Genomic DNA, 25,782 nt, shown 5'->3' with positions numbered 1-25,782 from the left:
GGACCACTCCCGCGGGGTGGTGGTGGTCGCCGCGCTGTACCGGGGGGGGTGCCCGGCGGTGGTGGGGGTGGGGGGGGGGTGCACCCCCCCCGCGCCGACCCTCCGCGACGCGACCCGGGCGCCGCGCGCACCCCGCCGGACCGGGCGGCCGGACCGTGGGCGCGGCCGTTCAGTGGCGGTGGCGCCGCACCATCACCGCGCCCACGACGACCGCGGCCGCCGCGCCGGCGACCATCGCCGGCCTGCGGTGCCGCAGGCCGGCCTCCCCCGCGTGCGCCGCGCTGCTCCGCATCTGCACGGTCATCGCCCCGGCCCGGTCCCGCAGTTCCTCGGCCCGCGCCCGCGCCCTCCCCTTCACATCCATCTTCCCGGCCAACTCCTCGACGGTGTCGCCGAGTTCGTGTCGCGTCCGTTCGATCTGGCGACGCAGCTCGTCGGGCCCCTTGGCCCCCCGCCCCGCCGCGGCGGCCTCCGCGTCGGCCTCCACATGGGCCCCCGCCCGGGACCCCGCGCGCCTCACATCGTGGGTCATCGGTGCGCCCTTCCCTTGATCTCCTCGACATCGGCCTTCACGCTGCCCATGGTCCGCTCGGGCTTGGGCGGAGTGGCCCGCCGCAACTGCCCACGACCGGCGAGGGCGAGCACACCGGCGATGACGAACAGAAGGCCCGTGACGATGAGCGCCGCCGCCCACAGCGGCAGCACCAGATCCAGCGCGGCGACACACGTACCGGCCAGCGCGAGCAGTCCCGCATAGGCGAACGCCCCCGCCGCGCCCAGCATCCCGCCGCCGCGCCCCGCACGGCGGCCCTTCTCCGCCAGCTCCTCCTTGGCGAGCGCCACCTCCTGCCGGGCGAGCCGGGAGATCTGTTCGGTGGCCTGTCCGACGAGCTCGCCCACACTGTGCTCGTCGCGAACCGGCCGTCGCTCGATGGTTCCGGTCACGATGCGCCTCCTCTCGGGTCGGGCCCCCCGAGTACCCCTGCCGTCCCGGCGCTATCCATAAAGCAACGCTTAGCGGTACCGGACACGACATGTAAGTGGACCTTCACGGTCCACCGGCGGACACTGCCTCCATGACCCCCTCCCTCGGCCGCACCCTGTGCGCGATGATCACCCCGTTCACCCTCTCCGGCGCCCTCGACCTCGACGGCGCCCAGCGCCTGGCCGGCCACCTGGTCGCCCGGGGCTGCGACGGCCTGGTCCTCTCGGGGACCACGGGCGAGTCCCCCACCACCACCGACGCGGAGAAGTCGTCCCTGCTCGAGGCGGTGCGCGAAGCCGTCGGCACCCGGGCGACGATCGTCGCGGGCGTCGGCACCCCCGACACCGCCCACACCGCGGAACTGGCCCGCGCGGCGGAGGAGGCCGGCGCGGACGCCCTCCTGGTGACGGCCCCGTACTACAGCAGGCCCCCGCAGGACGCGGTCGAGGCCCACTTCCTCGACGTCGCGGAGGCCACGGCCCTCCCCCTCGTCCTGTACGACATCCCGGCCCGCACGGGGGTCCGCATCGAACCGGAGACGCTGCTCCGCCTGGCGGACCACCCCCGGATCACGGCGGTCAAGGACTGCTCCCACGACTTCCTGGCCGCCCAGAAGGTCATGTCCCGCACCGGCCTCGCGTACTACGCGGGCAGCGACGAACACAGCCTGGCCCTCTACGCGGTGGGCGCCGCCGGCTGCGTCAGCACGGTCGCCAACGTGGTCCCGGACCGCGTCCGCGCCGTGCTGGACGCCTTCGACGCGGGCGACACGGCGGGAGCGGCGCGCCTGCAGCGACGCACGGTCCCCCTCATCGAGGCGATGACGGCGAACGGCCTCCCCGGCACGGTCACCGCGAAGGCCCTGCTCACCGCCCTGGGGCTCCCCGCGGGCCCGGTCCGCCCGCCGCTGAGGCCCGCCGGCCGGCACGCGGCCGACGGGCTCAGGGCGGTGTACGAGGAGCTGACCGGGCCGGTCTAGGAACGGCGCTCGGCGAAGACCGGCTCCCACTCCACCGTCTCGAAGGTATCGCCCGGCTCGCGCACTCCGCTGAGCGGCACCACCTTCTCGCTGCCGAGGGTGACCAGTACCAGTCGCGGCTTGTACTCCTGCGACCCGGGAGCCCGCTCCCAGGCGATGAGCCGCCGGTCGTCGGCCCAGGCGAGCAGCTCCGCCCCGCGCACCCGGGCGACCTCCTCGCCCGTGCGCGGATCGTGGATCCCGGACCAGGAGGTGTCCTTGGCCTCGGCCGTCAGGCCGAGCGCGGCCAGCTTGCCGTCGGGGGACAGCCGTGCCGGGACGTCGGACCGCAGGTGCCGTTCCTCCGCGGGCGCGGGAACCGTGTCCCCGGTGAGGTCGTGGAACTGCTGCAGTCCGTCCCTGTCCCCGATGACCTGCGAGTACACGAGCCGGCCGTCCCGGGAGAACGCGAAGTCCTGCCGTTCGTTGATGTCCTCGCGGGCCGCGACCGGACTCCAGTCGCCCCGGCCGTCGGCCACGTCCAGGACGTAGAAGCCGCTCCGGGAGGGGCGGCCGTCGGACGGCGGCAGCCAGGCCACGTCCCCGGAGGAGCCCTCCATCCGCTCGACCCGGTCGGGGTGTTCGCCGTAGGTCGTGGCGACGAGCCTGCTCCCGTCGCGCGAGTAGGCGAGGCCGCCGACTCCGCGGTCGACGGTGATCCACCGGTCGACCCGGCCCGTGGCCAGGTCGAGGACGCCGATCCGCCGGGCGGGCAGCTTGCGCTCCAGTACGGCCGCGGTCCGCGCACCGGGCGCCACGGCGACGAACGACCACCGGTCGTCCTTCTCGTACGTCCCGGTCTCCGGGTCGAGCAGCCAGTAGGTGCGGGTCCGCACCCCTTCGTCGTCCGACCGGGCCGCGACGTCCACCCGGTAGTAGGCGGCCAGCACGGACCCGCCGGCCGCGATCAGATCGCGCGGCGGCGACTGGTCCGGGTGCGCGGAGACACTGCTCCCGTCCAGGAGGGAGGCGGGACGGACGTCCTCCTTGCCGGAGTCCAGCAGCGGCACGCCGACGGCGACCGCGACGACGGCCGCCACGGCGGCGGCGCCGCCCGCCAGCCCGCGGACCCGGCGCCGCCGCCGTACCGCCAGCACCCGGTCGGCGAACCCCGGAGCGGGCGCGGTCAGTTCCGCCGCCTGTTCACGCAACGCGGCACGCACGAGTTCGTCGACGTTCACGACCGCACCTCCACGGGCGGGTAGTCACCGGCCGGCCGCCCGTCCCCGGACGGGCCGAGGGAGCGCAGCTCCGGCGCGAGGGCCCGCAGCCGGGCCAGGGAGCGGTGGGTGGTGGACCGTACGGTGCCCACCGAGCAGCCGAGGATGCGGGCCACCTCGGCCTCGGGCAGGTCCTCGAAGTAGCGCAGCACCAGCATGGTCCGCTGCCGTGCGGTCAGCCGGGCCAGCGCGCCCCGCATCAGCAGGCGCAGCTCCGCGTCGGCCGGGGCGGTGCCCCCGCCGGCTCCGGGCTCCGGCGGTTCCGCCACGCTGAGTTCACGCCTGCGCCACTTCAGCCGCCAGCGGCTGATCTGCTGCCGGTAGAGGATCTGCCGTACGTACGCCTCGGGTTCGTCGATGCGGTGCCAGCGGCCCACCGCCTTGATCAGCGCGTTCTGCAGCAGGTCCTCGCCCGCGTGCCGGTCGCCGCCGCTCAGCAGGACCGCGGTCTTCAGCAGCGCGGGCGACCGGTTCGCCACGAACTCCCGGAAACTCTCCTGCGCTTCGGCATCCATCGTCACCTTCTCTTCTCCGGGAGCGGGCCCTGTGTCCGCTCCCCCGCGCCCTCATGGACGCGCGCGGGCGCCTCCCGCTATGCCACCGCACAGCGGAATGACGGAAACGAACGGGCCGGACCGCGCCGCGTACGCACGCGGCGCGGTCCGGCCCGCCGAAGCACTCCCGGTCCCGCACGGCCCCGACGTCACGGGGAGCGACCCCCACGAGGGCGTACGGGCGCCGCGGCCGGCTCAGTTGTGGCTGTGCAGGACCTCGTTGAGGCCGCCCCAGACCGCGTTGTTCGGGCGGGCCTCGACGGTGCCGGTGACGGAGTTGCGGCGGAACAGGATGTGGGAGGCGCCGGACAGTTCGCGGGCCTTGACGACCTGGCCGTCGGGCAGGGTGACGCGGGTGCCGGCGGTGACGTACAGGCCGGCCTCGACCACGCACTCGTCGCCCAGCGCGATGCCGACGCCCGCCTCGGCGCCGACCAGGCAGCGCTCGCCGATGACGATGCGCACGTTGCCGCCGCCGGAGAGGGTGCCCATGGTGGAGGCGCCGCCGCCGATGTCCGAGCCGTCGCCGACGACGACACCGGCCGAGATGCGGCCCTCGACCATCGACGTGCCGAGCGTGCCGGCGTTGAAGTTGACGAAGCCCTCGTGCATCACGGTGGTGCCCTCGGCGAGGTGCGCGCCGAGCCGCACCCGGTCGGCGTCGGCGATGCGGACGCCCTTGGGGGCGACGTAGTCCGTCATGCGCGGGAACTTGTCGATCGAGGTCACCTGGAGGTGCAGGCCCTCGGCGCGGGCGTTCAGCCGCACCTTCTCCAGGTCGTCCACGGCGACCGGGCCGAGGGAGGTCCAGGCGACGTTGGCGAGGTGGGCGAAGATGCCGTCCAGGTTCTGCCCGTGCGGCCGGACCAGGCGGTGCGAGAGCAGGTGGAGGCGCAGGTAGACGTCGTGCGCGTCGACCGGCTTCTCGGCCAGCGAGGAGATGACCGTGCGGACCGCGACCACCTCGACGCCCCGGCGGGCGTCCGGACCGACCGCCGCGGTGGCGCCGCCGCCCAGCAGTTCCGCGGCCTGTTCGGCGGAGAGCCGCTCGGTGCCGGACGGGCCGGGCTCGTCGGCCAGGACGGGGGCGGGGAACCAGGTGTCGAGGACGGTGCCGTCGGCGGCGACGGTGGCGAGGCCGGCGGCCACCGCGCCGGAGGTGCTGTGAGCAGTCGTGTCGGTCATGAGGGCAACCTAACCAACCGGTGGCCGCGGACGCGAACCGGTGCGGACCACGTCTCGGCGTGCGGTCCGCGCGGGCGGCACGCCCCGCCGGCCGGCGCCGTTCAGTGCGCCCCGCCCAGGTTGAGCACCACCACTCCGGCGATGATCAGCGCGATGCCGCCGACCTTGGCCGCGGTGAGTCCCTCGCCCAGGAACATCGTGCCGATCACCGCGATGGCGGCCGTCCCGACCCCTGACCAGACGGCGTACGCCGTGCCGATCGACAGGGTCTTCAGGGTCTGCGCGAGCAGCGCGAACGCCACCAGGTATCCGGCGACGGTGACGACCGAGGGCCACAGCCGGGTGAATCCCTCGCTGTACTTCATGGCGGTCGTCCCGACCACTTCCGCTGCGATGGCTCCGGCGAGCAGTGCGTACCCCATGACGTGATCGTAGCCAGGGACGACCGCACGCGAGGCGGCCCCCCGCGGTGCGCGGGGGGCCGCTCGGCCGACCGTTCGCTCAGACGTTGAAGCCCAGCGCCCGCAGCTGCTCACGGCCGTCGTCCGTGATCTTGTCGGGACCCCACGGCGGCATCCAGACCCAGTTGATGCGCAACTCGCTGACCAGGCCGTCCGTGGCGGACTTGGCCTGGTCCTCGATGACGTCCGTCAGCGGGCAGGCCGCGGAGGTCAGGGTCATGTCGACGGTCGCCACATTGGAGTCGTCGACGTGGATGCCGTAGATCAGGCCGAGGTTGACGACGTCGATGCCCAGCTCGGGGTCGACGACGTCCATCAGGGCCTCGCGGAGCTCCTCCTCCGAGGCCGGCTTCATCTCCAGGGTCTCGCTCATGCCGTTGTCCTTTCGGCGTCGGCGCCCAGCGCCTGGGCCGTCGCGTCCTTCCACGCCATCCAGCTGAGGAGGGCGCACTTGACCCGTGCGGGGTACTTGGAGACCCCGGCGAACGCGACCGCGTCCTCCAGGATCTCCTCCATCGCGTCGTCGGGCTCGATCTTCCCCTTGGACTGCATCAGCTCCAGGAAGGTCCCCTGGATCCGCTGCGCCTCGGCGAGGTCCTTGCCGACCAGCAGGTCGTTCAGCACGGAGGCGGAGGCCTGGCTGATGGAACAGCCCTGCCCCTCGTAGCTGACGTCGCTGATCCTCGTGCCGTCGTACTTCACGCGGAGCGTGATCTCGTCGCCGCACGTCGGGTTGACGTGGTGCACCTCGGCGTCGCCGTCCCGCAAGCCCCGCCCGTGCGGGTTCTTGTAGTGGTCCAGGATGACGTCCTGGTACATGGAGTCCAGCTTCACGCCTCAGCCCTTCATCCGAAGAAGTTCCGTACGTGCTCCAGGCCGTCGACCAGTGCGTCGATCTCGGCCGGCGTGGAGTACAGATAGAACGACGCCCGCGTGGTCGCGGGAATTCCGTACCGCAGGCAGACGGGGCGGGCGCAGTGGTGGCCCACGCGTACCGCGATGCCCTGTTCGTCGAGGACCTGGCCCACGTCGTGCGGGTGGATGTCGCCGAGCGTGAACGAGATCGCCGCTCCCCGGTCCTCGGCCGTGGTGGGGCCGATGATGCGCAGGTCCGGGACCTCGGCCAGGCGCTTGACCGCGTACTCGGTGATGGCGTGCTCGTGGGAGAGGATCTTGTCCATGCCGATGGCCGACAGGTAGTCGATCGCCGCGCCGAGACCGACCGCCTGGGCGATCGGCGGGGTGCCCGCCTCGAACTTGTGCGGGGCCGGCGCGTAGGTCGACGAGCTCATCGAGACGGTCTCGATCATCTCGCCGCCGCCGAGGAACGGGGGCAGGTCCTCCAGCAGCTCCTGGCGGCCCCAGAGCACGCCTATGCCGGTCGGGCCGCACATCTTGTGGCCGGTGAAGGCCACGAAGTCGGCCTGGAGGGCCTGGACGTCCAGCGGCATGTGCGGCGCGGCCTGGGAGGCGTCGATGCACACCAGGGCGCCGACCTCCTGGGCGCGGCGCACGATCGCCTCGACCGGGTTGACCGTGCCCAGGATGTTGGAGACCAGCACGAAGGAGACGATCTTCGTCTTCTCGGTGATGACCTCGTCGATGCGGGAGAGGTCGAGCCGGCCGTCGTCGGTCAGCCCGAACCACTTCAGCTTCGCGCCGGTGCGCTGCGCCAGCAGCTGCCACGGCACGATGTTGGAGTGGTGCTCCATCTCCGTGATGACGATCTCGGTCTCGTGGTCCACCCGGTAGGGCTCGTCGGCCCAGCCGAGCATGTTGGCCACGAGGTTGAGCGACTCGGAGGCGTTCTTGGTGAAGATCACCTCGTTGCGCGAGGGCGCGTTGACGAACTCCGCGACCTTGTCGCGCGCGCCCTCGTACAGCGCCGTGGCCTCCTCGGCGAGCACATGCACACCGCGGTGGACGTTGGCGTTGTAGCGCTCGTAGTACTCGCTCAGGGCGTCCAGCACCTGGCGCGGCTTCTGGCTGGTCGCCGCGTTGTCCAGGTACACGAGCTTGCGCCCGTCGTGGACCTGCCGGTCCAGGACGGGGAAGTCCTTGCGGATCGCCTCGGTGTCGAGGAGGCCCGGCAGCTGTGTCACTCGGATGCGCCACCCTTCGTGTATGCCTCGTAGCCCTCGGCCTCGAGCTTGTCGGCGAGTTCGGCGCCGCCGGACTCGACGATCTTGCCGGCCGCGAAGACGTGGACGTGGTCGGGCTTGATGTAGCGCAGGATGCGCGTGTAGTGCGTGATCAGCAGGGTGCCGACCTCGCCGGACTCGCGGACGCGGTTGACGCCCTCGGAGACGACGCGCAGGGCGTCGACGTCCAGGCCGGAGTCGGTCTCGTCGAGGATCGCGACCTTCGGCTTGAGCAGTTCGAGCTGGAGGATCTCGTGGCGCTTCTTCTCACCGCCGGAGAAGCCCTCGTTGACGTTGCGCTCGGCGAAGGCGGGGTCCATGTTGAGGCGCTCCATGGCCTCCTTGACCTCCTTCACCCAGGTGCGCAGCTTGGGGGCCTCGCCGCGGACGGCGGTGGCGGAGGTGCGCAGGAAGTTGGAGACGGAGACGCCGGGGACCTCGACCGGGTACTGCATGGCGAGGAACAGGCCGGCGCGGGCGCGCTCGTCGACGGACATCTCCAGGACGTCCTCGCCGTCGAGGGTGACGGTGCCGCCGGTGATCGTGTACTTGGGGTGACCCGCGAGGGAGTAGGCGAGGGTCGACTTGCCGGAGCCGTTGGGGCCCATGATGGCGTGCGTCTCGCCCTGCTTCACGGTGAGGTCGACGCCCTTGAGGATCTCCTTCGTGGCGTTGTCGGCCTCGACGGTGACGTGCAGGTCTCGGATTTCAAGCGTTGCCATGGGTGCCTCAGGACTCCTGGGTGAGGGAGACGAGCACGTCGTCCCCTTCGATCTTGACGGGGTATACGGGGACGGGGCGCGTCGCCGGAAGGGCGTCGGGCTTGCCGGAACGGAGGTCGAAACGCGAGCCGTGCAGCCAGCACTCGATGTGGCAGTCGTCCACCTCGCCCTCCGCGAGGGAGACGTTCGCGTGCGAGCAGATGTCGTGGATCGCGAACACCTCCCCCCCGGTCTGCACGAGGGAGACCGGCGTGCCGTCGAGTTCCACCCGCTTCGGGGTGTCCTCCTCCAGCTCGCTCAGCCCGCAGGCGCGTACGAAGGTCATGCGACCGCCGCCTCCAGCTCCTCCTCGATCTTGGCGATCAGGCGCTCCTCGATGTCCGGGACGCCGATCTGCTGGACGAGCTCGGCGAAGAAGCCGCGGACCACCAGACGGCGGGCGTCCTTCTCGGGGATGCCGCGGGCCATCAGGTAGAAGAGCTGCTCGTCGTCGAAGCGGCCGGTCGCGGAGGCGTGGCCGGCGCCGACGATCTCGCCGGTCTCGATCTCCAGGTTCGGCACCGAGTCGACCCGCGCCCCGTCGGTGAGGACGAGGTTGCGGTTCATCTCGTAGGTGTCGGTGCCCTCGGCCTTGGCCTCGATGAGCACGTCGCCGATCCACACGGCATGCGCGTCGTCGCCCTGCAGCGCGCCCTTGTAGACGACGTTGGACGTGCAGTGCGGGACGTTGTGGTCGACCAGGAGGCGGTGCTCCTGGTGCTGGCCGGCGTCGGTGAAGTACAGGCCGAACAGCTCGGCCTCGCCGCCGGTGCCCGCGTAGGCGACGCGCGGGTGGAGGCGGACGAGGTCGCCGCCGAAGGTGACGACGACCGACTTGAAGGAGGCGTCACGGCCGACGAGGGCGTTGTGCTGGGCGACGTGCACCGCCTTGTCGTCCCAGTCCTGGACGGAGACGACGGTCAGCTTGGCGCCGTCGCCGAGGACGTAGTCGACGTTGGCGGCGAGCACCGCGTCACCGGTGTGGTCGATGACCACGAGGGCCTCAGCGAAGGCGCCGAGCTCGATCACCTGCTGGCCGTAGGCGGTGCCGCCCTCACCGTGCACCGCGATGCGGATCGGCTCGGTGAGGACGGTCTCCTTGGGCACGGTCACGACCGAGGCCTGTTCGAAGGCGGAGTACGCCTGGGCGGCGACGCGGTCCACCGGGGCGCCGGCGCGGCCGAGCCGCGCGTCGTCGCGGCCCACGGTCTCGACGGTGACGCCCTCGGGCGCCTCGACGGTGACCTTGACGCCCTCGCCGGTGGCGGTGGCGGTGCCGTCGTGCAGCCCGCGCAGCCGGTCCAGCGGGGTGAACCGCCACTCCTCCTCGCGACCGTGGGGGACGGGGAAGTCCGCCACGTCGAAGGAGGGGGGCGCGCTCATGCGGGTGGCGACGGTCGACTCCGCGGCGACCGCGATCGAACCGGCGGTGGTGGATCCCACCGGGATGTTCTGAGCCTCAGCCATGGCTGTCGTAGTGCTCGCTTTCCTTACGTAAGGGGCTTGACGGAACGGCGGGGCGGCCGGTGGCCGCCCCCGGCCGGTGTCAGCCGACCGCGCCTTCCATCTGCAGCTCGATCAGCCGGTTGAGCTCGAGCGCGTACTCCATCGGCAGTTCCTTGGCGATCGGCTCGACGAAGCCGCGCACGATCATCGCCATCGCCTCGAACTCGCTCAGACCGCGGCTCATCAGGTAGAAGAGCTGGTCCTCGGAGACCTTGGAGACGGTCGCCTCGTGGCCCATGGACACGTCGTCCTCGCGGACGTCCACGTAGGGGTAGGTGTCCGAGCGGGAGATGGTGTCCACGAGCAGCGCGTCGCAGAGCACGTTGGACTTGGAGCCCGGGGCGCCCTCGCCGATCTCGATCAGACCGCGGTAGGAGGTACGGCCGCCGCCGCGCGCCACCGACTTGGAGACGATGTTGGACGAGGTGTTGGGGGCCATGTGGACCATCTTGGCGCCCGCGTCCTGGTGCTGGCCCTCGCCGGCGAAGGCGATGGACAGCGTCTCGCCCTTGGCGTGCTCGCCCATCAGGTAGACGGCCGGGTACTTCATCGTCACCTTGGAGCCGATGTTGCCGTCGACCCACTCCATGGTCGCGCCCTCGTAGGCCACGGCGCGCTTGGTGACCAGGTTGTAGACGTTGTTCGACCAGTTCTGGATGGTCGTGTAGCGGCAGCGGGCGTTCTTCTTGACGATGATCTCGACGACCGCGGAGTGCAGCGAGTCCGACTTGTAGATCGGGGCGGTGCATCCCTCGACGTAGTGCACGTAGGCGCCCTCGTCGACGATGATCAGGGTCCGCTCGAACTGGCCCATGTTCTCGGTGTTGATCCGGAAGTAGGCCTGGAGCGGGATCTCGACGTGCACGCCCGGCGGCACGTAGATGAAGGAGCCGCCGGACCACACGGCGGAGTTCAGCGACGCGAACTTGTTGTCGCCGACCGGGATGACCGTGCCGAAGTACTCCTTGAAGAGCTCGGGGTGCTCCTTCAGGGCGGTGTCGGTGTCCAGGAAGATGACGCCCTGCTCCTCCAGGTCCTCACGGATCTGGTGGTAGACGACCTCCGACTCGTACTGGGCGGCGACACCGGCGACGAGGCGCTTCTTCTCGGCCTCCGGGATGCCCAGCTTGTCGTAGGTGTTCTTGATGTCCTCGGGCAGGTCCTCCCAGGACTCCGCCTGCTTCTCCGTGGAGCGCACGAAGTACTTGATGTTGTCGAAGTCGATGCCGGAGAGGTCGGAGCCCCAGTTCGGCATGGGCTTCTTCTCGAACAGCCGCAGGCCCTTGAGGCGGAGCTTGGTCATCCACTCCGGCTCGTCCTTCTTCGCGGAGATGTCCCGGACGACTTCCTCGTTCAGGCCGCGGCGCGCGGACGCACCGGCCTCGTCACGGTCGGCCCAGCCGTATTCGTAGGTGCCCAGACCCTCCAGCTCGGGGTGGGCAGTCTCCGTGGGGAGAGTCATGCGGGGTTCCTCCCGGACGTGCTTGCAGATGCGTTGTGGGAAATCTTGGGGATGAACGTCGTGCAGACGCCGTCGCCGTGCGCGATCGTCGCCAGCCGCTGTACGTGCGTACCGAGAAGCTCGGCGAAAAATTCCGTCTCGGCCTCGCAGAGCTGTGGAAACTTTTCGGCGGCGTGGGCGACCGGGCAGTGGTGCTGGCAGAGCTGCTCGCCGACCGGTGCGCTCCGCGCAGTCGCAGCGTACCCGTCCGCGCTGAGGGCCTTGGCCAGTGCTTCCGTCCGCTCCTCGGGGGCCGCGGCCTCGACCGCCTTGCGGTAGGCGCCCGCCTGGGCGGCGATCCGGGCACGGGCGAACGCGGCGATCGCCTCGTCGCCGCCCTCCCGCTCGCCGATCCAGCGCAGGGCGTCCACGGCCAGCTTGTCGTACGACTGGTCGAAGGCGTCCCGCCCGCAGTCGGTGAGGGCGAACACCTTGGCCGGACGCCCGCGCGTGCGCGCGCCGTAGACCCGCCGCTCGCGGGCCTCCACGACGTTGTCGGCGGCCAGCGCGTCCAGGTGCCGGCGCACGGCCGCCTGGGTGAGTCCGAGGCGCTCGGCCAGCTCGGCGACGGTCGACGGGCCGTGGTCCAGGATGGAACGGGCGACGCGGTTGCGGGTGGACCGCTCACCGGTTGCCAGTTCCTCGTGGGGAGCCTCGCCAACGTTTTTCACAACGCCATTGTTGCGTAATTCGTCCGAGCCGGGCAAGCCGCGCCCGGACGGCCCGGAGGTGCGCTGCATCACTTAGGCATACCTAACGTGACCTGCGGAAACGATCTTTGATCGATCACAGCGGCGGCGTCCCACGAGGGCTTCCCGGACGCCCGGGGACCCTGCCCGCACCCCCTCCGACCGGCCCACTTGCGAGGCGCGGCACTCTCGACGCGCCGGGCCCGGACGGTGCGCCGGCGGTCCCCCGCCGGGTGCGGCGGCCCTTACGACCCGGCGTTCGGACGCCCCGGCCGCCTCCCTAGAATCGTGACCCATGCGAAGTGAGCCCGTGGTCCAGGTGCAGGCCCTGGTGAAGCGGTACGGCACGAAGACCGCGGTGGACGGCCTCGACCTGGTGGCCCGGCAGGGCGTCACCGCCGTGCTCGGCCCCAACGGGGCGGGCAAGACGACCACGGTCGAGACCTGCGAGGGGTACCGGCGGCCGGACTCCGGCACGGTGCGCGTCCTGGGCCTCGACCCGGTGAGGCAGTCGGCGGCGCTGCGGCCCCGCGTCGGCGTGATGCTCCAGTCCGGCGGCGTCTACTCGGGCGCCCGGGCCGACGAGATGCTCCGGCACGTGGCGAAACTGCACGCGCGCCCGCTGGACGTGGACGGGCTGATCGAGCGGCTGGGCCTCGGGTCCTGCGGCCGCACGTCGTACCGGCGCCTCTCCGGCGGCCAGCAGCAGCGGCTCGCGCTCGCGATGGCCGTGGTGGGGCGCCCGGAACTGGTGTTCCTGGACGAGCCGACCGCCGGTCTCGACCCGCAGGCCCGCCACGCCACCTGGGACCTGGTCCGCGATCTGCGCGCGGACGGCGTCTCCGTGATCCTCACCACCCACCACATGGACGAGGCCGAGCAGCTCGCCGACGACGTGGCGATCATCGACGCCGGCCGGGTGATCGCCCAGGGCTCCCCCGACGAGCTGTGCAGGGGCGGCGCCGAGAACACGCTCCGCTTCTCCGGACGGCCGGGGCTGGACGTGGTGTCCCTGCTGAAGGCGCTGCCCGACGGCTCCACGGGCGCCGAGGTGGCCCCCGGCTCGTACCGGATCGTCGGCGAGGTCGACCCGCAGCTGCTCGCCACGGTGACGTCCTGGTGCGCGCAGCACGGGGTGATGCCGGACAGGATCTCGGTGGAGCGGCACACCCTCGAGGACGTCTTCCTGGAACTCACCGGCAAGGAGTTGCGCTCATGACGTCGGCCCGCACCGGGACCGGCCGGGGGCCCGGGGGACGCCCCCCGGGACAGCACAGCCCGGAACTCACCGGCAAGGAGTTGCGCTCATGACGGCCACCGGCACCTACACCCCGAAGCCGGGGGCCGCCCCCCTGACCCGCATGATCGCCGCGCAGGCCGCGCTCGAGACGAAGATGCTGCTGCGCAACGGCGAGCAGCTGCTGCTGACGGTGGTCATCCCCACGCTGCTGCTGGTGCTCTTCAGCACCGTGGACGTGGTGGACACCGGTGAGGGCGAGGCGGTGGACTTCCTCGCCCCCGGCATCCTCGCGCTCGCGGTGATGTCGACGGCGTTCACCGGGCAGGCCATCGCCACCGGCTTCGAGCGCCGCTACGGCGTGCTGAAGCGGCTGGCCTCCTCACCGCTGCCGCGCTGGGGGCTGATGACCGCGAAGACGCTGTCGGTGCTGGTCACCGAGGTCCTCCAGGTGGTCCTGGTGACGGTGATCGCCCTCGCGCTCGGCTGGTCGCCGCAGGGCGGCCCGCTCTCCGTGGTGCTGCTGCTGGTGCTGGGTACCGCCGCCTTCTCCGGGCTCGGTCTGCTGATGGCGGGCACCCTCAGGGCCGAGGCGACGCTCGCCGCCGCCAACCTGGTGTTCCTGCTGCTGCTCGTCGGCGGCGGGGTGGTCGTCCCGCTGGACGAGTTCCCGGACGCGGCGCGGGACGTCCTGGGCCTGCTGCCGATCTCCGCGCTGTCGGAGGGGCTGCGGGACGTGCTCCAGCACGGGGCCGGGGTGCCGTGGGGGAACCTCGGGATCCTCGCCGCGTGGGCTGTCGCGGGCCTCGCGGCGGCCGGGAAGTTCTTCCGCTGGGAGTAGGGGCCATGGCCGGGACGGACCCTCGTGAAAGCGTGCACAAGCGGCGGCCTACGATGGGACGCGTGCCAAACGTGACCCGCGCCGACGCCCAGGCGGCCCTGCGCAACCCGCTCGCCTTCATCGCCGCACGCTGGACCCCGGATCCCCGGACCGTCCGGCGCGCGGCCCTCGCCGCCCTCGTCATGGCGGTGGTCATCGTGGTCACCGGCGGTGCCGTGCGGCTGACCGGCTCCGGCCTGGGCTGCCCGACCTGGCCCAAGTGCACCGAGGACTCGCTCACCACCACCAGCGCGATGGGCCTGCACGGCGTCATCGAGTTCGGCAACCGCCTGCTGACGTACGTGCTGTGCGCCGCCGTCGGCTGGGCGATCGTCGCCGCGCGCTCCGAGAAGCCGTACCGGCGTGGTCTCACCCGCCTGGGCTGGACGCAGTTCTGGGTCGTCATGGGCAACGCGATCCTCGGCGGCATCGTGGTCCTCGTCGGTCTGAACCCGTACACGGTCGCGGCGCACTTCCTGCTCTCCACCGCGCTGATCGCGGTCGCCACGGTGATGTGGCAGCGCACCCGGGAGGGCGACGAGCCGCCCCGGCCGCTGGTCGGCAAGGCCGTGCAGCAGCTGGTGTGGTTCATGGTGGCCGCCTCCGTGCTGCTGATCGCGGTCGGCACGGTGGTGACCGGCGCGGGCCCGCACGCGGGCGACTCCAGCGAGGTCCCGCGGATGCCGCTGGACTGGGAGACGGTCAGCAAGGTGCACGCGGTACTGGCGTGGATCGTGGTGACGCTGGCCTTCGCCCTGTGGTTCGTGCTGAAGGCGGTCGACGCCCCCGCGGGACCGCTTGCCCGCACCCGCGAGCTGTTCCTGATCCTGCTCGCCCAGGGCGTCATCGGCTACGTCCAGTACTTCACCGACCTCCCCGAGGTCCTGGTCGGCCTGCACATGTTCGGCTCCTGCGTGATGTGGGTCTGGGTGCTGCGGGTGCTGCTGTCGCTGCGCGAGCGCCCGGCCGGGAGGACCTCCGCCCCGGCTCCCGGCCCCGCCGGACGGCTGGAGCCCGCCGCCGGCTGACGGCGGCCTCCTCAGAGCAGTCCGTACACCCGGGCCGCGTTCCCCGAGGCGATCAGGCCGGCCACCCGCTGGGCGTCGTCCGGTGACCACGCGCCCTCGGTCACCCAGGCGCCGAGCACCCGGGCGAGGGCCTCGCGGAACAGGTGGGCGCCGACCACGTGCAGTTCGGGCAGGCCGCGGGCGCCGCTGGAGAAGAGGATCTTGCCGAAGGGGGCGAGTTCCAGGACCTCCGCGAGGACGGTCGCCGCGCGGGCGCCGGTGCGGACCAGGGCGGCGCCGCAGTCGGCGTAGACGTGCGGGAAGACACCGGCGAGGTGGGCGGCGTGGCGGTGGTACGGGTAGCCGTGCAGCAGCACGAGGTCGGTGCCGAGACCGGTGGTGGCCCGGGCGAAGTCGGTCAGCAGCACCGGGTCGGCGCGGTCGGCGCGGGCGCCCGGTGCGGCGAGGCCGGCGTGCAGCTGGAGGGGCCGGCCCGAGGCGACGGCGGTCCACAGCAGGTGCCGGAGCAGCACGGGGTCGCTCAGTTCGTCCCCGACCCGGCGCGCGGCCAGCCAGCGTCCCGCCGCGCCGCGCACCTCGCCCGGTCCGGGCGGCTCGGGGGTGAGCCCCAGGCCGTGCCGCACACCGGCGACGGAGGTGAAGGCGACGGCGTGCGCGGCGGCCGCGTGCACCGACTCGGCGAGGTTGGCGAGGAAGGACTCGACGGTGCCGGAGGTGTCGGCGACCTGTTCGGCGAGCTGTTCCAGACGGACGATCTCGTGGGCCTCGGCGTCCCCGGCCGCGCCCAGCTCGGTGGGGCCGGTGAGGTCGCCGGGCAGGCCGGTGTCGACGAGGTAGGCGGTGATGCCGCTGCCCCGCAGCAGCCGCCGTCCGGCCTCGAGGACGCCGAGTTCCCGGCGCCGGGCGAGGTAGCGGGCGGGCGGGCAGTGCGGTTCCAGGCCGAGCAGGGGCGGGCACCAGCGGCGTACGGCGAAGCCGGTCTGGGTGTCGAAGAGCGTGGTGCCGGGGGCGGGCGGCCCCTCGGTGCGGGCGAGCTGGGCCTCGAAGGTTCCGAGACCCAGCTCCGTGCGGAGCACTCCGTGGCAGTACTGGTCCACGAGTGAGGGCATGTCGATCATCCGGGACTCCCCGTGACGGGACCGTGTGTCGGTGCTTCACGGGTCCTAACGGGTGAACCTGGCACGAGGTGGCGCGGGGGCGCCGGCCGGGTGACGGCCGGCCCCTCGACGGGCCCTCACGTCCACGCCGCGGGGGCGCGCCGGCCCGCCGCCGCGCCCCGGGCCGGTCTGCCGCTCAGCCGTTGGCGGGACCGCCCACCTGGATCCCCGCCATACGGCTCCACTCGTACGGGCCCGTCCTCACCTTCGCCGCGAACTCGCCGTCGAAGTTCTCGTGGACGGTGATGCCCGCCTTCTCCACGGCCTTCTCGGCGATCTCCACGGAGGGGGCGAAGACGTCGCCCCAGCCGCCGTCCTCGCCAACGAGGACGATGCGGGCGCCGCGCTGTCCCAGGTAGGCGATCTGGCCCTCGGCGCCGCCGTGCGCCGCGGCGAAGCCACTGATCTGCTGGGCGAGCCGGGCCGCCTTCTGCTCGGCCTTCGGGTCCACCTGCTGCGTGTCTGCCATGACCAGGATGCTACCGGCGGGTAGGTCGAACGGCGACGGGCGGGGTCCGTGGCCTTGGCCACGGACCCCGCCCGGTCGGCGGACGAGGAGCGGTCAGCGCAGGAACGGGTCCACCGCGACGGCCACGAAGAGCAGCGACACATAGGTGATGGACCAGTGGAACAGGCGCATCTCCTTCAGCTTGCCGCCCGTCACCTCGGCCTTCGCGCGGTTCAGCAGCGCGTGCGCCTCCCACAGCCACCAGCCGCCCGCCGCCAGGGCGACCGCCGTGTAGAACCAGCCGGTGTAGCCGAGCGGGGTGAGCAGCAGGGACACCGCGACCATGACCCAGCTGTAGAGCACGATCTGCCGGGCGACCGTCTTGTTGCCGGCGATCACCGGCAGCATCGGCACGCCGACGCGCGCGTAGTCGTCCTTGACCTTCATGGACAGCGGCCAGTAGTGCGGCGGCGTCCAGAAGAAGATGACGAGGAAGAGGACGACCGGCGCCCACGACATCGAGTTGGTGACCGCGGACCAGCCGATCAGCACCGGCATGCAGCCGGCGATGCCGCCCCACACGATGTTCTGCGACGTACGCCGTTTGAGGATCATCGTGTAGACGACGACGTAGAAGAGGAGGGCGCCGAGGGAGAGCCACGCGGACAGCCAGTTGACGGTCAGCCCGAAGAGCAGGGTCGAGACGACCGCCAGGGTGATGCCGAAGGCCAGGCACTCGCGCGGGCCGACCATGCCGGTCACCAGCGGGCGCTGCGAGGTGCGGTCCATCAGCGCGTCGATGTCGCGGTCGATGTACATGTTGAGCGCGTTGGCGCCGCCCGCGGACAGGTAGCCGCCGACACAGGTCAGCAGCACCAGCTTCAGGTCGGGCACGCCCTGCTGCGCCAGGAACATCACCGGGACGGTGGTGATGAGCAGCAGCTCGATGATCCGCGGCTTGGTGAGGGCCACGAATGCCATCGCACGGGCCCCGAACGGCCGACGGGCAGGGCCCTGACTCGTCCCCAGCACCCCCGCTGGACGGGATTCAACGGCCGTCACGCACACCCCTACAGAGATTCCAGCAAGCCTCCCCGTATGAAGCGGGGGTGAAGGCTCGCGCGTACCACGCCACTCTAGACGTTGCCCAGACCCGGGCATTCGCGGGGGTCCGCTCGTGTTGGCCGGGGCCCTCCGAGGTGCGCTCCGAAGCTCGGTTGAGCACCCGGATGAGCGGCCCCGTATTCATCTGCCGAATGGGTGGAACGGACCGGTCAGGAGGCGGATCCACAGGAGTGCCCGCACTCTGGAACGACCCGGAAAAACGCACGTCCCACGGGGGTAGGCTCGACCTCGCCGGTGGGTAGTCACCGGCATCCGACATGTGGAGAGGAGCCCTGACTCAGGGTGAGCACCAAGCCGACCACCACAGACCTCGAGTGGACCGAGCTGGACCAGCGGGCCGTCGACACCGCCCGTGTCCTGGCCGCCGATGCCGTACAGAAGGTCGGCAACGGCCATCCGGGTACGGCGATGAGTTTGGCGCCTGCCGCCTACACCCTCTTCCAGAAGGTGATGCGGCACGACCCGGCGGACGCCGACTGGGTCGGGCGCGACCGTTTCGTGCTGTCCGCCGGCCATTCGTCCCTGACCCTCTACACCCAGCTGTACCTGGCCGGTTTCGGCCTGGAGCTGGACGACCTGAAGGCGTTCCGCACCTGGGGCTCGAAGACGCCGGGCCACCCGGAGTACGGGCACACCACGGGTGTGGAGACCACGACCGGCCCGCTGGGCCAGGGTGTCGCCAACGCCGTGGGCATGGCGATGGCCGCGCGCTACGAGCGCGGTCTGTTCGACCCGGAGGCCCCCGAGGGCGAGTCGCCCTTCGACCACTTCGTCTACTGCATCGCCGGTGACGGCTGCCTCCAGGAGGGCATCTCCGCCGAGGCGTCCTCCCTCGCGGGCCACCAGAAGCTGGGCAACCTGGTCCTGCTCTGGGACGACAACCACATCTCCATCGAGGGCGACACCGAGACGGCCGTCTCCGAGGACGTCGTCAAGCGCTACGAGGCCTACGGCTGGCACGTGCAGCGGGTGGCCCCGAAGCCCGACGGCGACCTGGACCCGAACGCGATCTACGACGCGGTCCAGGAGGCGAAGAAGGTCACGGACAAGCCGTCCTTCATCGCCATGCGGTCGATCATCGCCTGGCCGGCCCCCAACGCGCAGAACACCGAGGCCGCGCACGGCTCGGCGCTCGGCGACGACGAGGTCGCGGCCACCAAGCGCGTCCTCGGCTTCGACCCGGAGAAGACCTTCGAGGTCTCCGACGAGGTCATCGGCCACACCCGCAAGGCGCTGGAGCGGGGCCGGGCGGCCCGCGCGGTGTGGGAGAAGTCCTTCCAGCAGTGGCGGGACAACAACCCCGGGCGCGCCGCCGAGTACGACCGGATCGCCGCCGGCGAGCTGCCCGAGGGCTGGCAGGAGAAGATCCCGGTGTTCGAGCCGGGCAAGGGCGTGGCCACCCGTGCCGCGTCCGGCAAGGTGCTGCAGGCGCTCGGCGCGGTGATCCCGGAGCTGTGGGGCGGCTCCGCCGACCTGGCGGGCTCCAACAACACCACGATCGACAAGACGTCCTCGTTCCTGCCGGCCGGCAACCCGCTGCCCGAGGCGGACCCGTACGGGCGCACGATCCACTTCGGCATCCGCGAGCACGCCATGGCCGCCGAGATGAACGGCATCGCGCTGCACGGCAACACCCGGATCTACGGCGGCACCTTCCTGGTGTTCTCCGACTACATGCGCAACGCCGTGCGCCTGTCGGCGCTGATGCACCTGCCGGTGACGTACGTGTGGACGCACGACTCCATCGGTCTGGGCGAGGACGGCCCGACGCACCAGCCGGTCGAGCACCTGGCCTCGCTGCGCGCCATCCCCGGCCTCAACGTGGTCCGCCCGGCGGACGCCAACGAGACCGCGATCGCCTGGCGGGAGATCCTCACCCGCTGGACGAAGGAGTTCGGCAAGGGCGCCCCGCACGGTCTGGCGCTGACCCGCCAGGGCGTGCCGACGTACGAGCCCAACGAGGACGCGGCGAAGGGCGGCTACGTCCTGTTCGACGCGGAGGGCGGCGACGCCCAGGTCGTCCTCATCGCGACCGGTTCCGAGGTGCACGTCGCCGTCGAGGCGCGCGAGCGGCTGCAGGCGGACGGTGTGCCGACGCGCGTGGTGTCCATGCCGTCGGTGGAGTGGTTCGAGGAGCAGGACCAGGGGTACCGGGACAGCGTCCTGCCGCCGGCCGTCAAGGCGCGCGTGGCCGTCGAGGCGGGCATCGGACTCACCTGGCACAAGTACGTCGGGGACGCCGGCCGGATCGTCTCCCTGGAGCACTTCGGTGCCTCCGCGGACGGCAAGGTGCTGTTCGAGGAGTTCGGCTTCACCGCCGAGAACGTCGCCGCCGTGGCCCGGGAATCCCTCGCCGCGACCCAGCGCTGACGCTCACATACGACACGTAGGAGATGGAATTTCCATGACAGACGCACTGAAGCGCCTTTCCGAGGAAGGCGTCGCGATCTGGCTGGACGACCTGTCGCGCAAGCGGATCACGTCCGGCAACCTCGCCGAGCTGATGGACCAGCAGCACGTCGTGGGCGTCACCACCAACCCGACGATCTTCCAGAAGGCGATCTCCGAGGGCGACGGCTACGACACGCAGCTGACCGACCTGGCGGCCCGCAAGGTCACCGTCGAAGAGGCCATCCGCATGATCACCACGGCGGACGTCCGCGACGCCGCCGACATCCTGCGCCCGGTCTTCGACGCCACCGAGGGCCGTGACGGCCGGGTCTCGATCGAGGTCGACCCGCGGCTGGCGCACGACACCCGTGCGACGGTCGCCGAGGCCAAGCAGCTGGCCTGGCTGGTGGACCGGCCCAACACGCTGATCAAGATCCCGGCGACCGAGGCCGGCATCCCGGCGATCGCCGAGGTCATCGGCCTGGGGATCAGCGTCAACGTCACGCTGATCTTCTCCCTGGAGCGCTACCGCAAGGTCATGGACGCGTTCCTGACCGGTCTGGAGAAGGCCAAGGAGCGCGGCCTGGACCTGTCGGAGATCCACTCCGTGGCGTCCTTCTTCGTGTCCCGCGTGGACACCGAGATCGACAAGCGGATCGACGCGCTCGGCACCGACGAGGCCAAGGCGCTGCGCGGCAAGGCCGCCATCGCCAACGCGCGGCTGGCCTACCAGGCGTACGAGGAGGTCTTCTCCTCCGAGCGCTGGAACGCCCTGGAGCGCGAGGGCGCCAACAAGCAGCGTCCGCTGTGGGCGTCGACCGGTGTGAAGGACAAGGCCTACAAGGCCACGATGTACGTCGACGAGCTGGTGGCGCCGAACACGGTGAACACCATGCCGGAGGCGACCCTGTTCGCCACCGAGGAGCAGGGCGAGATCCGGGGCGACGCCATCGCCGGCACCTACGAGCAGGCCCGCGCCGACCTGGACGCGGTCGAGGCGCTCGGCATCTCGTACGACGAGGTGGTGCGGCTCCTGGAGGACGAGGGCGTCGACAAGTTCGAGGGCTCCTGGAACGACCTGCTGAAGTCGACCGAGGCGGAGCTTCAGCGCCTCGCCCCCTCGGAGGGCTGAGACCTTGTCGAGCAGCAACCCGCTGCGTGACCCCGCCGACCGACGGCTCCCGCGCATCGCGGGGCCGTCGGGCCTGGTCATCTTCGGCGTGACGGGCGACCTGTCCCGCAAGAAGCTGATGCCGGCCGTGTACGACCTCGCCAACCGGGGCCTGCTGCCGCCGGGTTTCTCGCTGGTGGGGTTCGCCCGCCGGGAGTGGGCGAACGAGGACTTCGCCCAGGAGGTCCACGACGCGGTCAAGGAGCACGCCCGCACCCCCTTCCGCGAGGAGGTCTGGCAGCAGCTCATCCAGGGCATGCGCTTCGTGCAGGGCACCTTCGACGACGACGAGTCGTTCGAGCGGCTGCGCGACACGATCGAGGAGCTGGACAAGGCGCAGGGCACGGGCGGCAACTTCGCCTTCTACCTGTCGGTGCCGCCGCGTTCCTTCCCGGTGGTCATCCAGCAGCTGAAGAAGCACGGGCTGGCCGACCAGAAGGACGGCTCCTGGCGGCGCGCGGTGATCGAGAAGCCGTTCGGGCACGACCTGAGGTCGGCCGAGGAACTGAACGCGATCGTCCACGAGGTCTTCGCCCCGGACCAGGTCTTCCGCATCGACCACTACCTGGGCAAGGAGACGGTCCAGAACATCCTGGCGCTGCGCTTCGCCAACACGATGTTCGAGCCGATATGGAACCGGTCGTTCGTCGACCACGTGCAGATCACCATGGCCGAGGACATCGGCATCGGCGGCCGGGCCGGCTACTACGACGGCATCGGCGCCGCCCGTGACGTCATCCAGAACCACCTCCTGCAGCTGCTCGCGCTGACCGCGATGGAGGAGCCGGCCTCCTTCGACGCCGACGCGCTGGCGGCGGAGAAGACCAAGGTGCTCGGCGCCGTGCGGCTGCCGAAGGACCTGGGCCGGGACACCGTGCGCGGGCAGTACGCGGCCGGCTGGCAGGGCGGCGCCAAGGCGGTCGGGTACCTGGAGGAGGAGGGCATCGACGCCTCCTCGAAGACCGACACCTACGCCGCGATCAAGCTGGGCATCGACAACCGGCGCTGGGCGGGCGTCCCCTTCTACCTGCGCACCGGCAAGCGGCTGGGCCGCCGGGTCACCGAGATCGCGGTGGTCTTCCAGCGCGCCCCGCACTCCCCCTTCGACACGACGGCCACCGAGGAGCTGGGCTCCAACGCGATCGTCATCCGCGTCCAGCCCGACGAGGGCGTCACGGTCCGGTTCGGCTCCAAGGTGCCGGGCACGTCGATGGAGATCCGGGACGTGTCGATGGACTTCGCCTACGGCGAGTCCTTCACCGAGTCCAGCCCGGAGGCGTACGAGCGCCTGATCCTCGACGTCCTGCTCGGCGACTCCAACCTCTTCCCGCGCACGGAGGAGGTCGAGCTGTCCTGGAAGATCCTCGACCCGATCGAGGAGTACTGGGACGAGCACGGCACGCCGGCCCAGTACCCGGCCGGGACGTGGGGTCCCGTCGAGGCGGACGAAATGCTCGAGCGAGACGGACGGAGCTGGCGCCGGCCATGAAGACAGACCTCACGGACACCACGGCCAGCAAGATCAACAAGGCGCTGGTGAAGGCCCGCCGTGCCATCGGCACCCCGGCCGTCGGCATGGTGCTCACGCTGGTCATCGTCACGGACGAGGAGAACGCCTACGACGCGCTGAAGGCGGCGGGCGACGCCTCGCGCGAGCACCCCTCGCGCACGCTGCTCGTCATCAAGCGGGTCTCCCGCTCGCCCCGTGACCGCACCCAGTCCCGTCTCGACGCCGAGGTGCGGGTCGGCGCGGACGCCGGCACCGGCGAGACCGTCATCCTCCGCCTCTACGGCGAGGTCGCCGACCACGCCCAGTCGGTGGTGCTGCCGCTGCTGCTGCCGGACGCCCCGGTGGTGGTGTGGTGGCCGGTCAACGCCCCGCTGGACCCCGCCAAGGACCCGCTGGGCGCGCTGGCCCAGCGCAGGGTGACTGACACCTACGCCTGCGAGAAGCCGGTGGAGGAGCTCGCCGCCCGCGCCGACGCCTACACCCCCGGCGACACGGACCTGTCGTGGACCCGCATCACGCCCTGGCGTTCGATGCTGGCGGCCGCACTGGACCAGATCGCCTGCGAGGTGCAGGGCGTCGAGGTGGAGGGCGAGGAGTTCAACCCGAGCTGCGAGCTGCTGGCGATGTGGCTCGCGGACCGGCTGGACGTCCCGGTCAAGCGCTCGCGCTCGGCCGGCCCGGGGCTCACGGCGGTCCGCATGGACACCGACTGCGGCCCGATCGTGCTGGACCGTGCCGACGGTTCGCTGGCGACGCTGTCCATCCAGGGGCAGCCCAAGCGTGCGGTGGCGCTCAAGCGCCGCGACACGGCGGAGCTGATCGCGGAGGAGCTGCGCCGCCTCGACCCGGACGACACCTACGCCTCGGCCCTGCGCTACGGCGTGGCACGTCTGAAGTCGTCGGAGTCGGAGAGGGGTGACGCACCGGCCAAAGGAGAACGCGAAGCGGTCCCCGCTCCCGTCGAGTCGGCTGCGAAAGCTCCCGCGGCCCAGGCGACGGCGCAGGCCCCGGTGAAGAAGGCGGCGGCGAAGTGAGTACGGCACCGCAGCTGGTCGTGCACCGGGACAAGGAGCTGATGGCGCAGGCCGCGGCGGCCCGGCTGATCACGAGGATCGTGGACGCGCAGGCCTCGCGGGGCTCGGCGTCCGTGGTCCTGACCGGGGGCCGCAACGGCAACGGCCTGCTGGCCGCGCTGGCCGCGGCCCCGGCGCGGGACGCGATCGACTGGGCCCGGCTCGACCTGTGGTGGGGCGACGAGCGCTTCCTGCCGGAGGGCGACCCGGAGCGCAATGTCACCCAGGCCCGCCGGGCGCTGCTGGACGCGGTGCCGCTGGACCCGAAGCGCGTGCACGCCATGCCCGCGTCGGACGGCCCGCACGGCGGGGACGTGGACACGGCGGCGGCGTCCTACGCGGAGGAGCTGGCCTCGGCCGCGGCCGCGGAGCCGTCCCACCACGGACCGGTCCCGGCCTTCGACGTCCTGATGCTGGGTGTCGGCCCGGACACCCACGTGGCGTCCCTCTTCCCGGAGTTCCCGGCGGTCCGGGAGACGGAACGCACGGTGGTGGGCGTCCACGGCGCCCCCAAACCCCCGCCGACCCGCGTCACCCTGACCCTCCCCGCGATCCGCGCGGCCCGGGAGGTCTGGCTCCTGGCGGCCGGCGAGGACAAGGCGGAGGCGGCGGAGATCGCCCTCTCGGGCGCGGGGGAGATCCAGGCCCCGGCAGCGGGCGCCTACGGCCGCGCCCGCACCCTGTGGCTCCTGGACAAGGCGGCGGCCTCACGGCTGCCGAGAGCGCTGTATCCGCCGGCGTCGGCCTGAATCAGCCTCCCCGGGGGGCGCCCCTCCGGGGAGTTCGGGGAGCGGGGCCCGGGTGCAGCGTCCCCGGGTCCTGGACGGGAAGGGGCGGCGGGGGCGGAAACCCCCGGCCGCCCCGCCGGCGACAGGCCCGATCCGCAGCCGGCCCGTCAGCCGTCGTGGGGGCCGCCCGGGTGCTGCGGGTGGCGGGGCGGCTGCGGATGCCCGGCGTACGGGTTCGGCGCGCCGGGCGCGTACGGATGGCCGTCCGCGCCGGGGGCGTACGACGGCTGCGGCCGGCCGTAGGGGTTGCCCTGCGGCGGTACGTGCGGCAGACCGGCCGGCGGCGCCGGTGGGGTGGGGCCGGCGGGAGGCCGGCCGGGTGGGCGCCCAGCCGGATGCCGTAGCGCCGCTTCAGCCGGCCCGTCTCCGCCAGGGCGATCGCCGTGACGCTCACCGGGGCGCCCAGGACGAAGACGATGCCCAGGGTGGGGCCGAGCCCGTGCAGATCGCCGGTGACCAGGTCCAGGATCGCCATCAGCCAGCCGGTCACCGTGGCGAGCAGGGGCGGCAGACAGCGGTGCACGGCGGCCGTGCCGAAGAAGTTGCCGGACACCCGTACGGCCCCGTGGGCCACGAGGACGACCATCCACATCGTCGCCAGACCGCCGCCGCGACGCGATGGGGTTTCAGGAAGCTCCGGGCCCTGAGCGTGCCGCCGGTCCAACTTCCGTGCGCGCGTGCCGCCTTGTGCTCCCCCGAGCGATCGCCGTGGTGATCGCTCGGGGGATTCTGCGGGAAAGCGGACGGCGCCCGGCCGCCCGCTTTCCCGCACCGCGCTCACCGCCGGCCGCGCAGCTCCCGGTAGGTGGCGACGAGGGCGGTGGTGGAGGCGTCCAGGCCCGGCACGGCGGTCCCCTCGGTGAGGGCGGGTTCGACGCGCTTGGCGAGGACCTTGCCGAGTTCGACGCCCCACTGGTCGAAGGAGTCGATGTTCCAGATCGCGCCCTGCACGA

28 protein-coding genes are annotated in these 25,782 nt (G+C 71.9%); 9 read left to right on the top strand and 19 right to left on the bottom strand.

Features of this window, described 5'->3' with window-relative positions:
* Nucleotides 1-169: 169 nt before the first annotated feature.
* Nucleotides 170-532: a DUF3618 domain-containing protein gene (locus tag ABTY20_RS30075; protein WP_352000292.1), complete on the bottom strand. Its 363-nt coding sequence runs from the start codon at nucleotides 530-532 to the stop codon at nucleotides 170-172.
* Nucleotides 529-945: a phage holin family protein gene (locus tag ABTY20_RS30070; RefSeq protein WP_352000291.1), complete on the bottom strand. Its 417-nt coding sequence runs from the start codon at nucleotides 943-945 to the stop codon at nucleotides 529-531. The genes ABTY20_RS30075 and ABTY20_RS30070 overlap by 4 nt, the downstream gene beginning before the upstream one ends.
* A 131-nt stretch (nucleotides 946-1,076) precedes the next feature.
* Here ABTY20_RS30070 and dapA point away from each other — a divergent pair, with 131 nt between their 5' ends.
* On the top strand, nucleotides 1,077-1,964 hold the full coding sequence (dapA, locus tag ABTY20_RS30065) for a 4-hydroxy-tetrahydrodipicolinate synthase (RefSeq protein WP_352000290.1): 888 nt from the start codon (nucleotides 1,077-1,079) through the stop codon (nucleotides 1,962-1,964).
* Here dapA and ABTY20_RS30060 read toward each other — a convergent pair.
* The 12 genes from ABTY20_RS30060 to ABTY20_RS30005 form a co-directional block, all read right to left on the bottom strand.
* Nucleotides 1,961-3,184: a WD40 repeat domain-containing protein gene (locus ABTY20_RS30060; protein WP_352000289.1), complete on the bottom strand. Its 1,224-nt coding sequence runs from the start codon at nucleotides 3,182-3,184 to the stop codon at nucleotides 1,961-1,963. The two genes, dapA and ABTY20_RS30060, sit on opposite strands and share 4 nt — an antisense overlap.
* Complete coding sequence (locus tag ABTY20_RS30055) at nucleotides 3,181-3,738, bottom strand: SigE family RNA polymerase sigma factor (protein WP_352000288.1); 558 nt, start codon at nucleotides 3,736-3,738, stop codon at nucleotides 3,181-3,183. Before ABTY20_RS30055 ends, ABTY20_RS30060 begins: the two co-directional genes overlap by 4 nt.
* A gap of 234 nt (nucleotides 3,739-3,972) precedes the next feature.
* The gene (gene dapD, locus ABTY20_RS30050; RefSeq protein WP_352000287.1) at nucleotides 3,973-4,962 is read right to left on the bottom strand and encodes a 2,3,4,5-tetrahydropyridine-2,6-dicarboxylate N-succinyltransferase; all 990 of its coding nucleotides are present in this window, start codon (nucleotides 4,960-4,962) and stop codon (nucleotides 3,973-3,975) included.
* 101 nt (nucleotides 4,963-5,063) lie between these two features.
* Nucleotides 5,064-5,384 carry a DMT family transporter gene (locus ABTY20_RS30045; RefSeq protein ID WP_352000286.1) on the bottom strand — a complete coding sequence of 107 codons (321 nt, stop codon included), beginning with the start codon at nucleotides 5,382-5,384 and terminating at the stop codon, nucleotides 5,064-5,066.
* Nucleotides 5,385-5,463: 79 nt separating this feature from the next.
* Nucleotides 5,464-5,796, bottom strand: coding sequence for a metal-sulfur cluster assembly factor (locus ABTY20_RS30040; RefSeq protein WP_030224563.1), 333 nt, complete (start codon nucleotides 5,794-5,796; stop codon nucleotides 5,464-5,466).
* Complete coding sequence (sufU, locus tag ABTY20_RS30035) at nucleotides 5,793-6,257, bottom strand: Fe-S cluster assembly sulfur transfer protein SufU (RefSeq protein ID WP_352000285.1); 465 nt, start codon at nucleotides 6,255-6,257, stop codon at nucleotides 5,793-5,795. The genes ABTY20_RS30040 and sufU overlap by 4 nt, the downstream gene beginning before the upstream one ends.
* A gap of 11 nt (nucleotides 6,258-6,268) precedes the next feature.
* Nucleotides 6,269-7,525 carry a cysteine desulfurase gene (locus tag ABTY20_RS30030; protein WP_352000284.1) on the bottom strand — a complete coding sequence of 419 codons (1,257 nt, stop codon included), beginning with the start codon at nucleotides 7,523-7,525 and terminating at the stop codon, nucleotides 6,269-6,271.
* Nucleotides 7,522-8,286 carry a Fe-S cluster assembly ATPase SufC gene (sufC, locus tag ABTY20_RS30025; RefSeq protein WP_352000283.1) on the bottom strand — a complete coding sequence of 255 codons (765 nt, stop codon included), beginning with the start codon at nucleotides 8,284-8,286 and terminating at the stop codon, nucleotides 7,522-7,524. The genes ABTY20_RS30030 and sufC overlap by 4 nt, the downstream gene beginning before the upstream one ends.
* Nucleotides 8,287-8,293: 7 nt before the next feature.
* The gene (locus ABTY20_RS30020; protein ID WP_030820944.1) at nucleotides 8,294-8,611 is read right to left on the bottom strand and encodes a non-heme iron oxygenase ferredoxin subunit; all 318 of its coding nucleotides are present in this window, start codon (nucleotides 8,609-8,611) and stop codon (nucleotides 8,294-8,296) included.
* Complete coding sequence (sufD, locus tag ABTY20_RS30015) at nucleotides 8,608-9,792, bottom strand: Fe-S cluster assembly protein SufD (RefSeq protein WP_352000282.1); 1,185 nt, start codon at nucleotides 9,790-9,792, stop codon at nucleotides 8,608-8,610. The genes ABTY20_RS30020 and sufD overlap by 4 nt, the downstream gene beginning before the upstream one ends.
* Before the next feature lie 79 nt (nucleotides 9,793-9,871).
* Nucleotides 9,872-11,293, bottom strand: a complete 1,422-nt coding sequence (gene sufB, locus ABTY20_RS30010; RefSeq protein ID WP_352000281.1) for a Fe-S cluster assembly protein SufB — start codon at nucleotides 11,291-11,293, stop codon at nucleotides 9,872-9,874.
* Nucleotides 11,290-12,003, bottom strand: a complete 714-nt coding sequence (locus tag ABTY20_RS30005; RefSeq protein WP_352000280.1) for a helix-turn-helix transcriptional regulator — start codon at nucleotides 12,001-12,003, stop codon at nucleotides 11,290-11,292. The genes sufB and ABTY20_RS30005 overlap by 4 nt, the downstream gene beginning before the upstream one ends.
* A gap of 328 nt (nucleotides 12,004-12,331) precedes the next feature.
* On the opposite strand from ABTY20_RS30005, the gene ABTY20_RS30000 reads away from it, so the two are divergent.
* The 3 genes from ABTY20_RS30000 to ABTY20_RS29990 all read left to right on the top strand — a co-directional run bounded on the left by ABTY20_RS30000 (nucleotide 12,332) and on the right by ABTY20_RS29990 (nucleotide 15,166).
* Nucleotides 12,332-13,240 (top strand): ABC transporter ATP-binding protein, encoded by a 909-nt coding sequence (locus tag ABTY20_RS30000; RefSeq protein ID WP_352000293.1) that lies wholly within the window; start codon nucleotides 12,332-12,334, stop codon nucleotides 13,238-13,240.
* An 88-nt stretch (nucleotides 13,241-13,328) separates the two neighbouring features.
* Nucleotides 13,329-14,099 (top strand): ABC transporter permease, encoded by a 771-nt coding sequence (locus tag ABTY20_RS29995; RefSeq protein ID WP_352000279.1) that lies wholly within the window; start codon nucleotides 13,329-13,331, stop codon nucleotides 14,097-14,099.
* Nucleotides 14,100-14,152: 53 nt separating this feature from the next.
* A complete protein-coding gene (locus tag ABTY20_RS29990) occupies nucleotides 14,153-15,166 on the top strand; it encodes a COX15/CtaA family protein (protein ID WP_352000278.1) in 1,014 nt (337 codons plus the stop codon).
* An 11-nt stretch (nucleotides 15,167-15,177) separates the two neighbouring features.
* Here ABTY20_RS29990 and ABTY20_RS29985 read toward each other — a convergent pair whose 3' ends face one another.
* From ABTY20_RS29985 to ABTY20_RS29975, 3 genes are all read right to left on the bottom strand, one after another.
* Nucleotides 15,178-16,284, bottom strand: a complete 1,107-nt coding sequence (locus tag ABTY20_RS29985; RefSeq protein ID WP_352000277.1) for an amidohydrolase family protein — start codon at nucleotides 16,282-16,284, stop codon at nucleotides 15,178-15,180.
* 175 nt (nucleotides 16,285-16,459) lie between these two features.
* Complete coding sequence (locus tag ABTY20_RS29980) at nucleotides 16,460-16,792, bottom strand: hypothetical protein (protein WP_352000276.1); 333 nt, start codon at nucleotides 16,790-16,792, stop codon at nucleotides 16,460-16,462.
* A gap of 93 nt (nucleotides 16,793-16,885) precedes the next feature.
* The gene (locus ABTY20_RS29975; protein ID WP_352000275.1) at nucleotides 16,886-17,839 is read right to left on the bottom strand and encodes a heme o synthase; all 954 of its coding nucleotides are present in this window, start codon (nucleotides 17,837-17,839) and stop codon (nucleotides 16,886-16,888) included.
* Between the two features lie 339 nt (nucleotides 17,840-18,178).
* On the opposite strand from ABTY20_RS29975, the gene tkt reads away from it, so the two are divergent.
* The 5 genes from tkt to pgl are packed head-to-tail and all read left to right on the top strand — an operon-like array spanning nucleotide 18,179 to nucleotide 24,790.
* Nucleotides 18,179-20,266, top strand: coding sequence for a transketolase (tkt, locus tag ABTY20_RS29970; protein WP_352000274.1), 2,088 nt, complete (start codon nucleotides 18,179-18,181; stop codon nucleotides 20,264-20,266).
* Between the two features lie 34 nt (nucleotides 20,267-20,300).
* Nucleotides 20,301-21,419, top strand: a complete 1,119-nt coding sequence (gene tal / locus ABTY20_RS29965; RefSeq protein WP_352000273.1) for a transaldolase — start codon at nucleotides 20,301-20,303, stop codon at nucleotides 21,417-21,419.
* A 4-nt stretch (nucleotides 21,420-21,423) separates the two neighbouring features.
* Nucleotides 21,424-22,947 carry a glucose-6-phosphate dehydrogenase gene (gene zwf / locus ABTY20_RS29960; RefSeq protein ID WP_352000272.1) on the top strand — a complete coding sequence of 508 codons (1,524 nt, stop codon included), beginning with the start codon at nucleotides 21,424-21,426 and terminating at the stop codon, nucleotides 22,945-22,947.
* On the top strand, nucleotides 22,944-24,002 hold the full coding sequence (gene opcA / locus ABTY20_RS29955; RefSeq protein ID WP_352000271.1) for a glucose-6-phosphate dehydrogenase assembly protein OpcA: 1,059 nt from the start codon (nucleotides 22,944-22,946) through the stop codon (nucleotides 24,000-24,002). Before zwf ends, opcA begins: the two co-directional genes overlap by 4 nt.
* Nucleotides 23,999-24,790, top strand: a complete 792-nt coding sequence (gene pgl / locus ABTY20_RS29950; protein WP_352000270.1) for a 6-phosphogluconolactonase — start codon at nucleotides 23,999-24,001, stop codon at nucleotides 24,788-24,790. Before opcA ends, pgl begins: the two co-directional genes overlap by 4 nt.
* A gap of 1 nt (nucleotide 24,791) precedes the next feature.
* Here pgl and ABTY20_RS29945 read toward each other — a convergent pair whose 3' ends face one another.
* Both ABTY20_RS29945 and ABTY20_RS29940 read right to left on the bottom strand, forming a co-directional pair.
* Nucleotides 24,792-25,403: a hypothetical protein gene (locus ABTY20_RS29945; RefSeq protein ID WP_502991918.1), complete on the bottom strand. Its 612-nt coding sequence runs from the start codon at nucleotides 25,401-25,403 to the stop codon at nucleotides 24,792-24,794.
* A 203-nt stretch (nucleotides 25,404-25,606) separates the two neighbouring features.
* A partial coding sequence (locus ABTY20_RS29940) for a phosphoglucose isomerase-related protein (protein ID WP_502991919.1) occupies nucleotides 25,607-25,782 on the bottom strand: 176 nt, incomplete at its 5' end.

This window comes from Streptomyces sp. NPDC126497 (assembly GCF_040302425.1).
GTDB lineage: Bacteria > Actinomycetota > Actinomycetes > Streptomycetales > Streptomycetaceae > Streptomyces.
The sequence above is the reverse complement of the archived record's forward strand: the minus strand, read 5'-3'. Positions and strand labels throughout refer to the sequence as shown.

Excerpts from the sequence above, each read along its gene's own strand:
- tal (WP_352000273.1), top strand. The coding sequence starts at position 20,301 with ATGACAGACGCACTGAAGCGCCTTTCCGAGGAAGGCGTCGCGATCTGG.
- sufD (WP_352000282.1), bottom strand. The coding sequence starts at position 9,792 with ATGGCTGAGGCTCAGAACATCCCGGTGGGATCCACCACCGCCGGTTCG.
- opcA (WP_352000271.1), top strand. The coding sequence starts at position 22,944 with ATGAAGACAGACCTCACGGACACCACGGCCAGCAAGATCAACAAGGCG.
- ABTY20_RS29995 (WP_352000279.1), top strand. The coding sequence starts at position 13,329 with ATGACGGCCACCGGCACCTACACCCCGAAGCCGGGGGCCGCCCCCCTG.
- ABTY20_RS30045 (WP_352000286.1), bottom strand. The coding sequence starts at position 5,384 with ATGGGGTACGCACTGCTCGCCGGAGCCATCGCAGCGGAAGTGGTCGGG.
- dapD (WP_352000287.1), bottom strand. The coding sequence starts at position 4,962 with ATGACCGACACGACTGCTCACAGCACCTCCGGCGCGGTGGCCGCCGGC.
- dapA (WP_352000290.1), top strand. The coding sequence starts at position 1,077 with ATGACCCCCTCCCTCGGCCGCACCCTGTGCGCGATGATCACCCCGTTC.
- ABTY20_RS29980 (WP_352000276.1), bottom strand. The coding sequence starts at position 16,792 with ATGGCAGACACGCAGCAGGTGGACCCGAAGGCCGAGCAGAAGGCGGCC.
- ABTY20_RS29985 (WP_352000277.1), bottom strand. The coding sequence starts at position 16,284 with ATGATCGACATGCCCTCACTCGTGGACCAGTACTGCCACGGAGTGCTC.
- sufB (WP_352000281.1), bottom strand. The coding sequence starts at position 11,293 with ATGACTCTCCCCACGGAGACTGCCCACCCCGAGCTGGAGGGTCTGGGC.
- sufC (WP_352000283.1), bottom strand. The coding sequence starts at position 8,286 with ATGGCAACGCTTGAAATCCGAGACCTGCACGTCACCGTCGAGGCCGAC.
- ABTY20_RS30055 (WP_352000288.1), bottom strand. The coding sequence starts at position 3,738 with ATGGATGCCGAAGCGCAGGAGAGTTTCCGGGAGTTCGTGGCGAACCGG.
- ABTY20_RS30040 (WP_030224563.1), bottom strand. The coding sequence starts at position 5,796 with ATGAGCGAGACCCTGGAGATGAAGCCGGCCTCGGAGGAGGAGCTCCGC.
- ABTY20_RS29990 (WP_352000278.1), top strand. The coding sequence starts at position 14,153 with ATGGGACGCGTGCCAAACGTGACCCGCGCCGACGCCCAGGCGGCCCTG.
- ABTY20_RS30020 (WP_030820944.1), bottom strand. The coding sequence starts at position 8,611 with ATGACCTTCGTACGCGCCTGCGGGCTGAGCGAGCTGGAGGAGGACACC.
- ABTY20_RS30075 (WP_352000292.1), bottom strand. The coding sequence starts at position 532 with ATGACCCACGATGTGAGGCGCGCGGGGTCCCGGGCGGGGGCCCATGTG.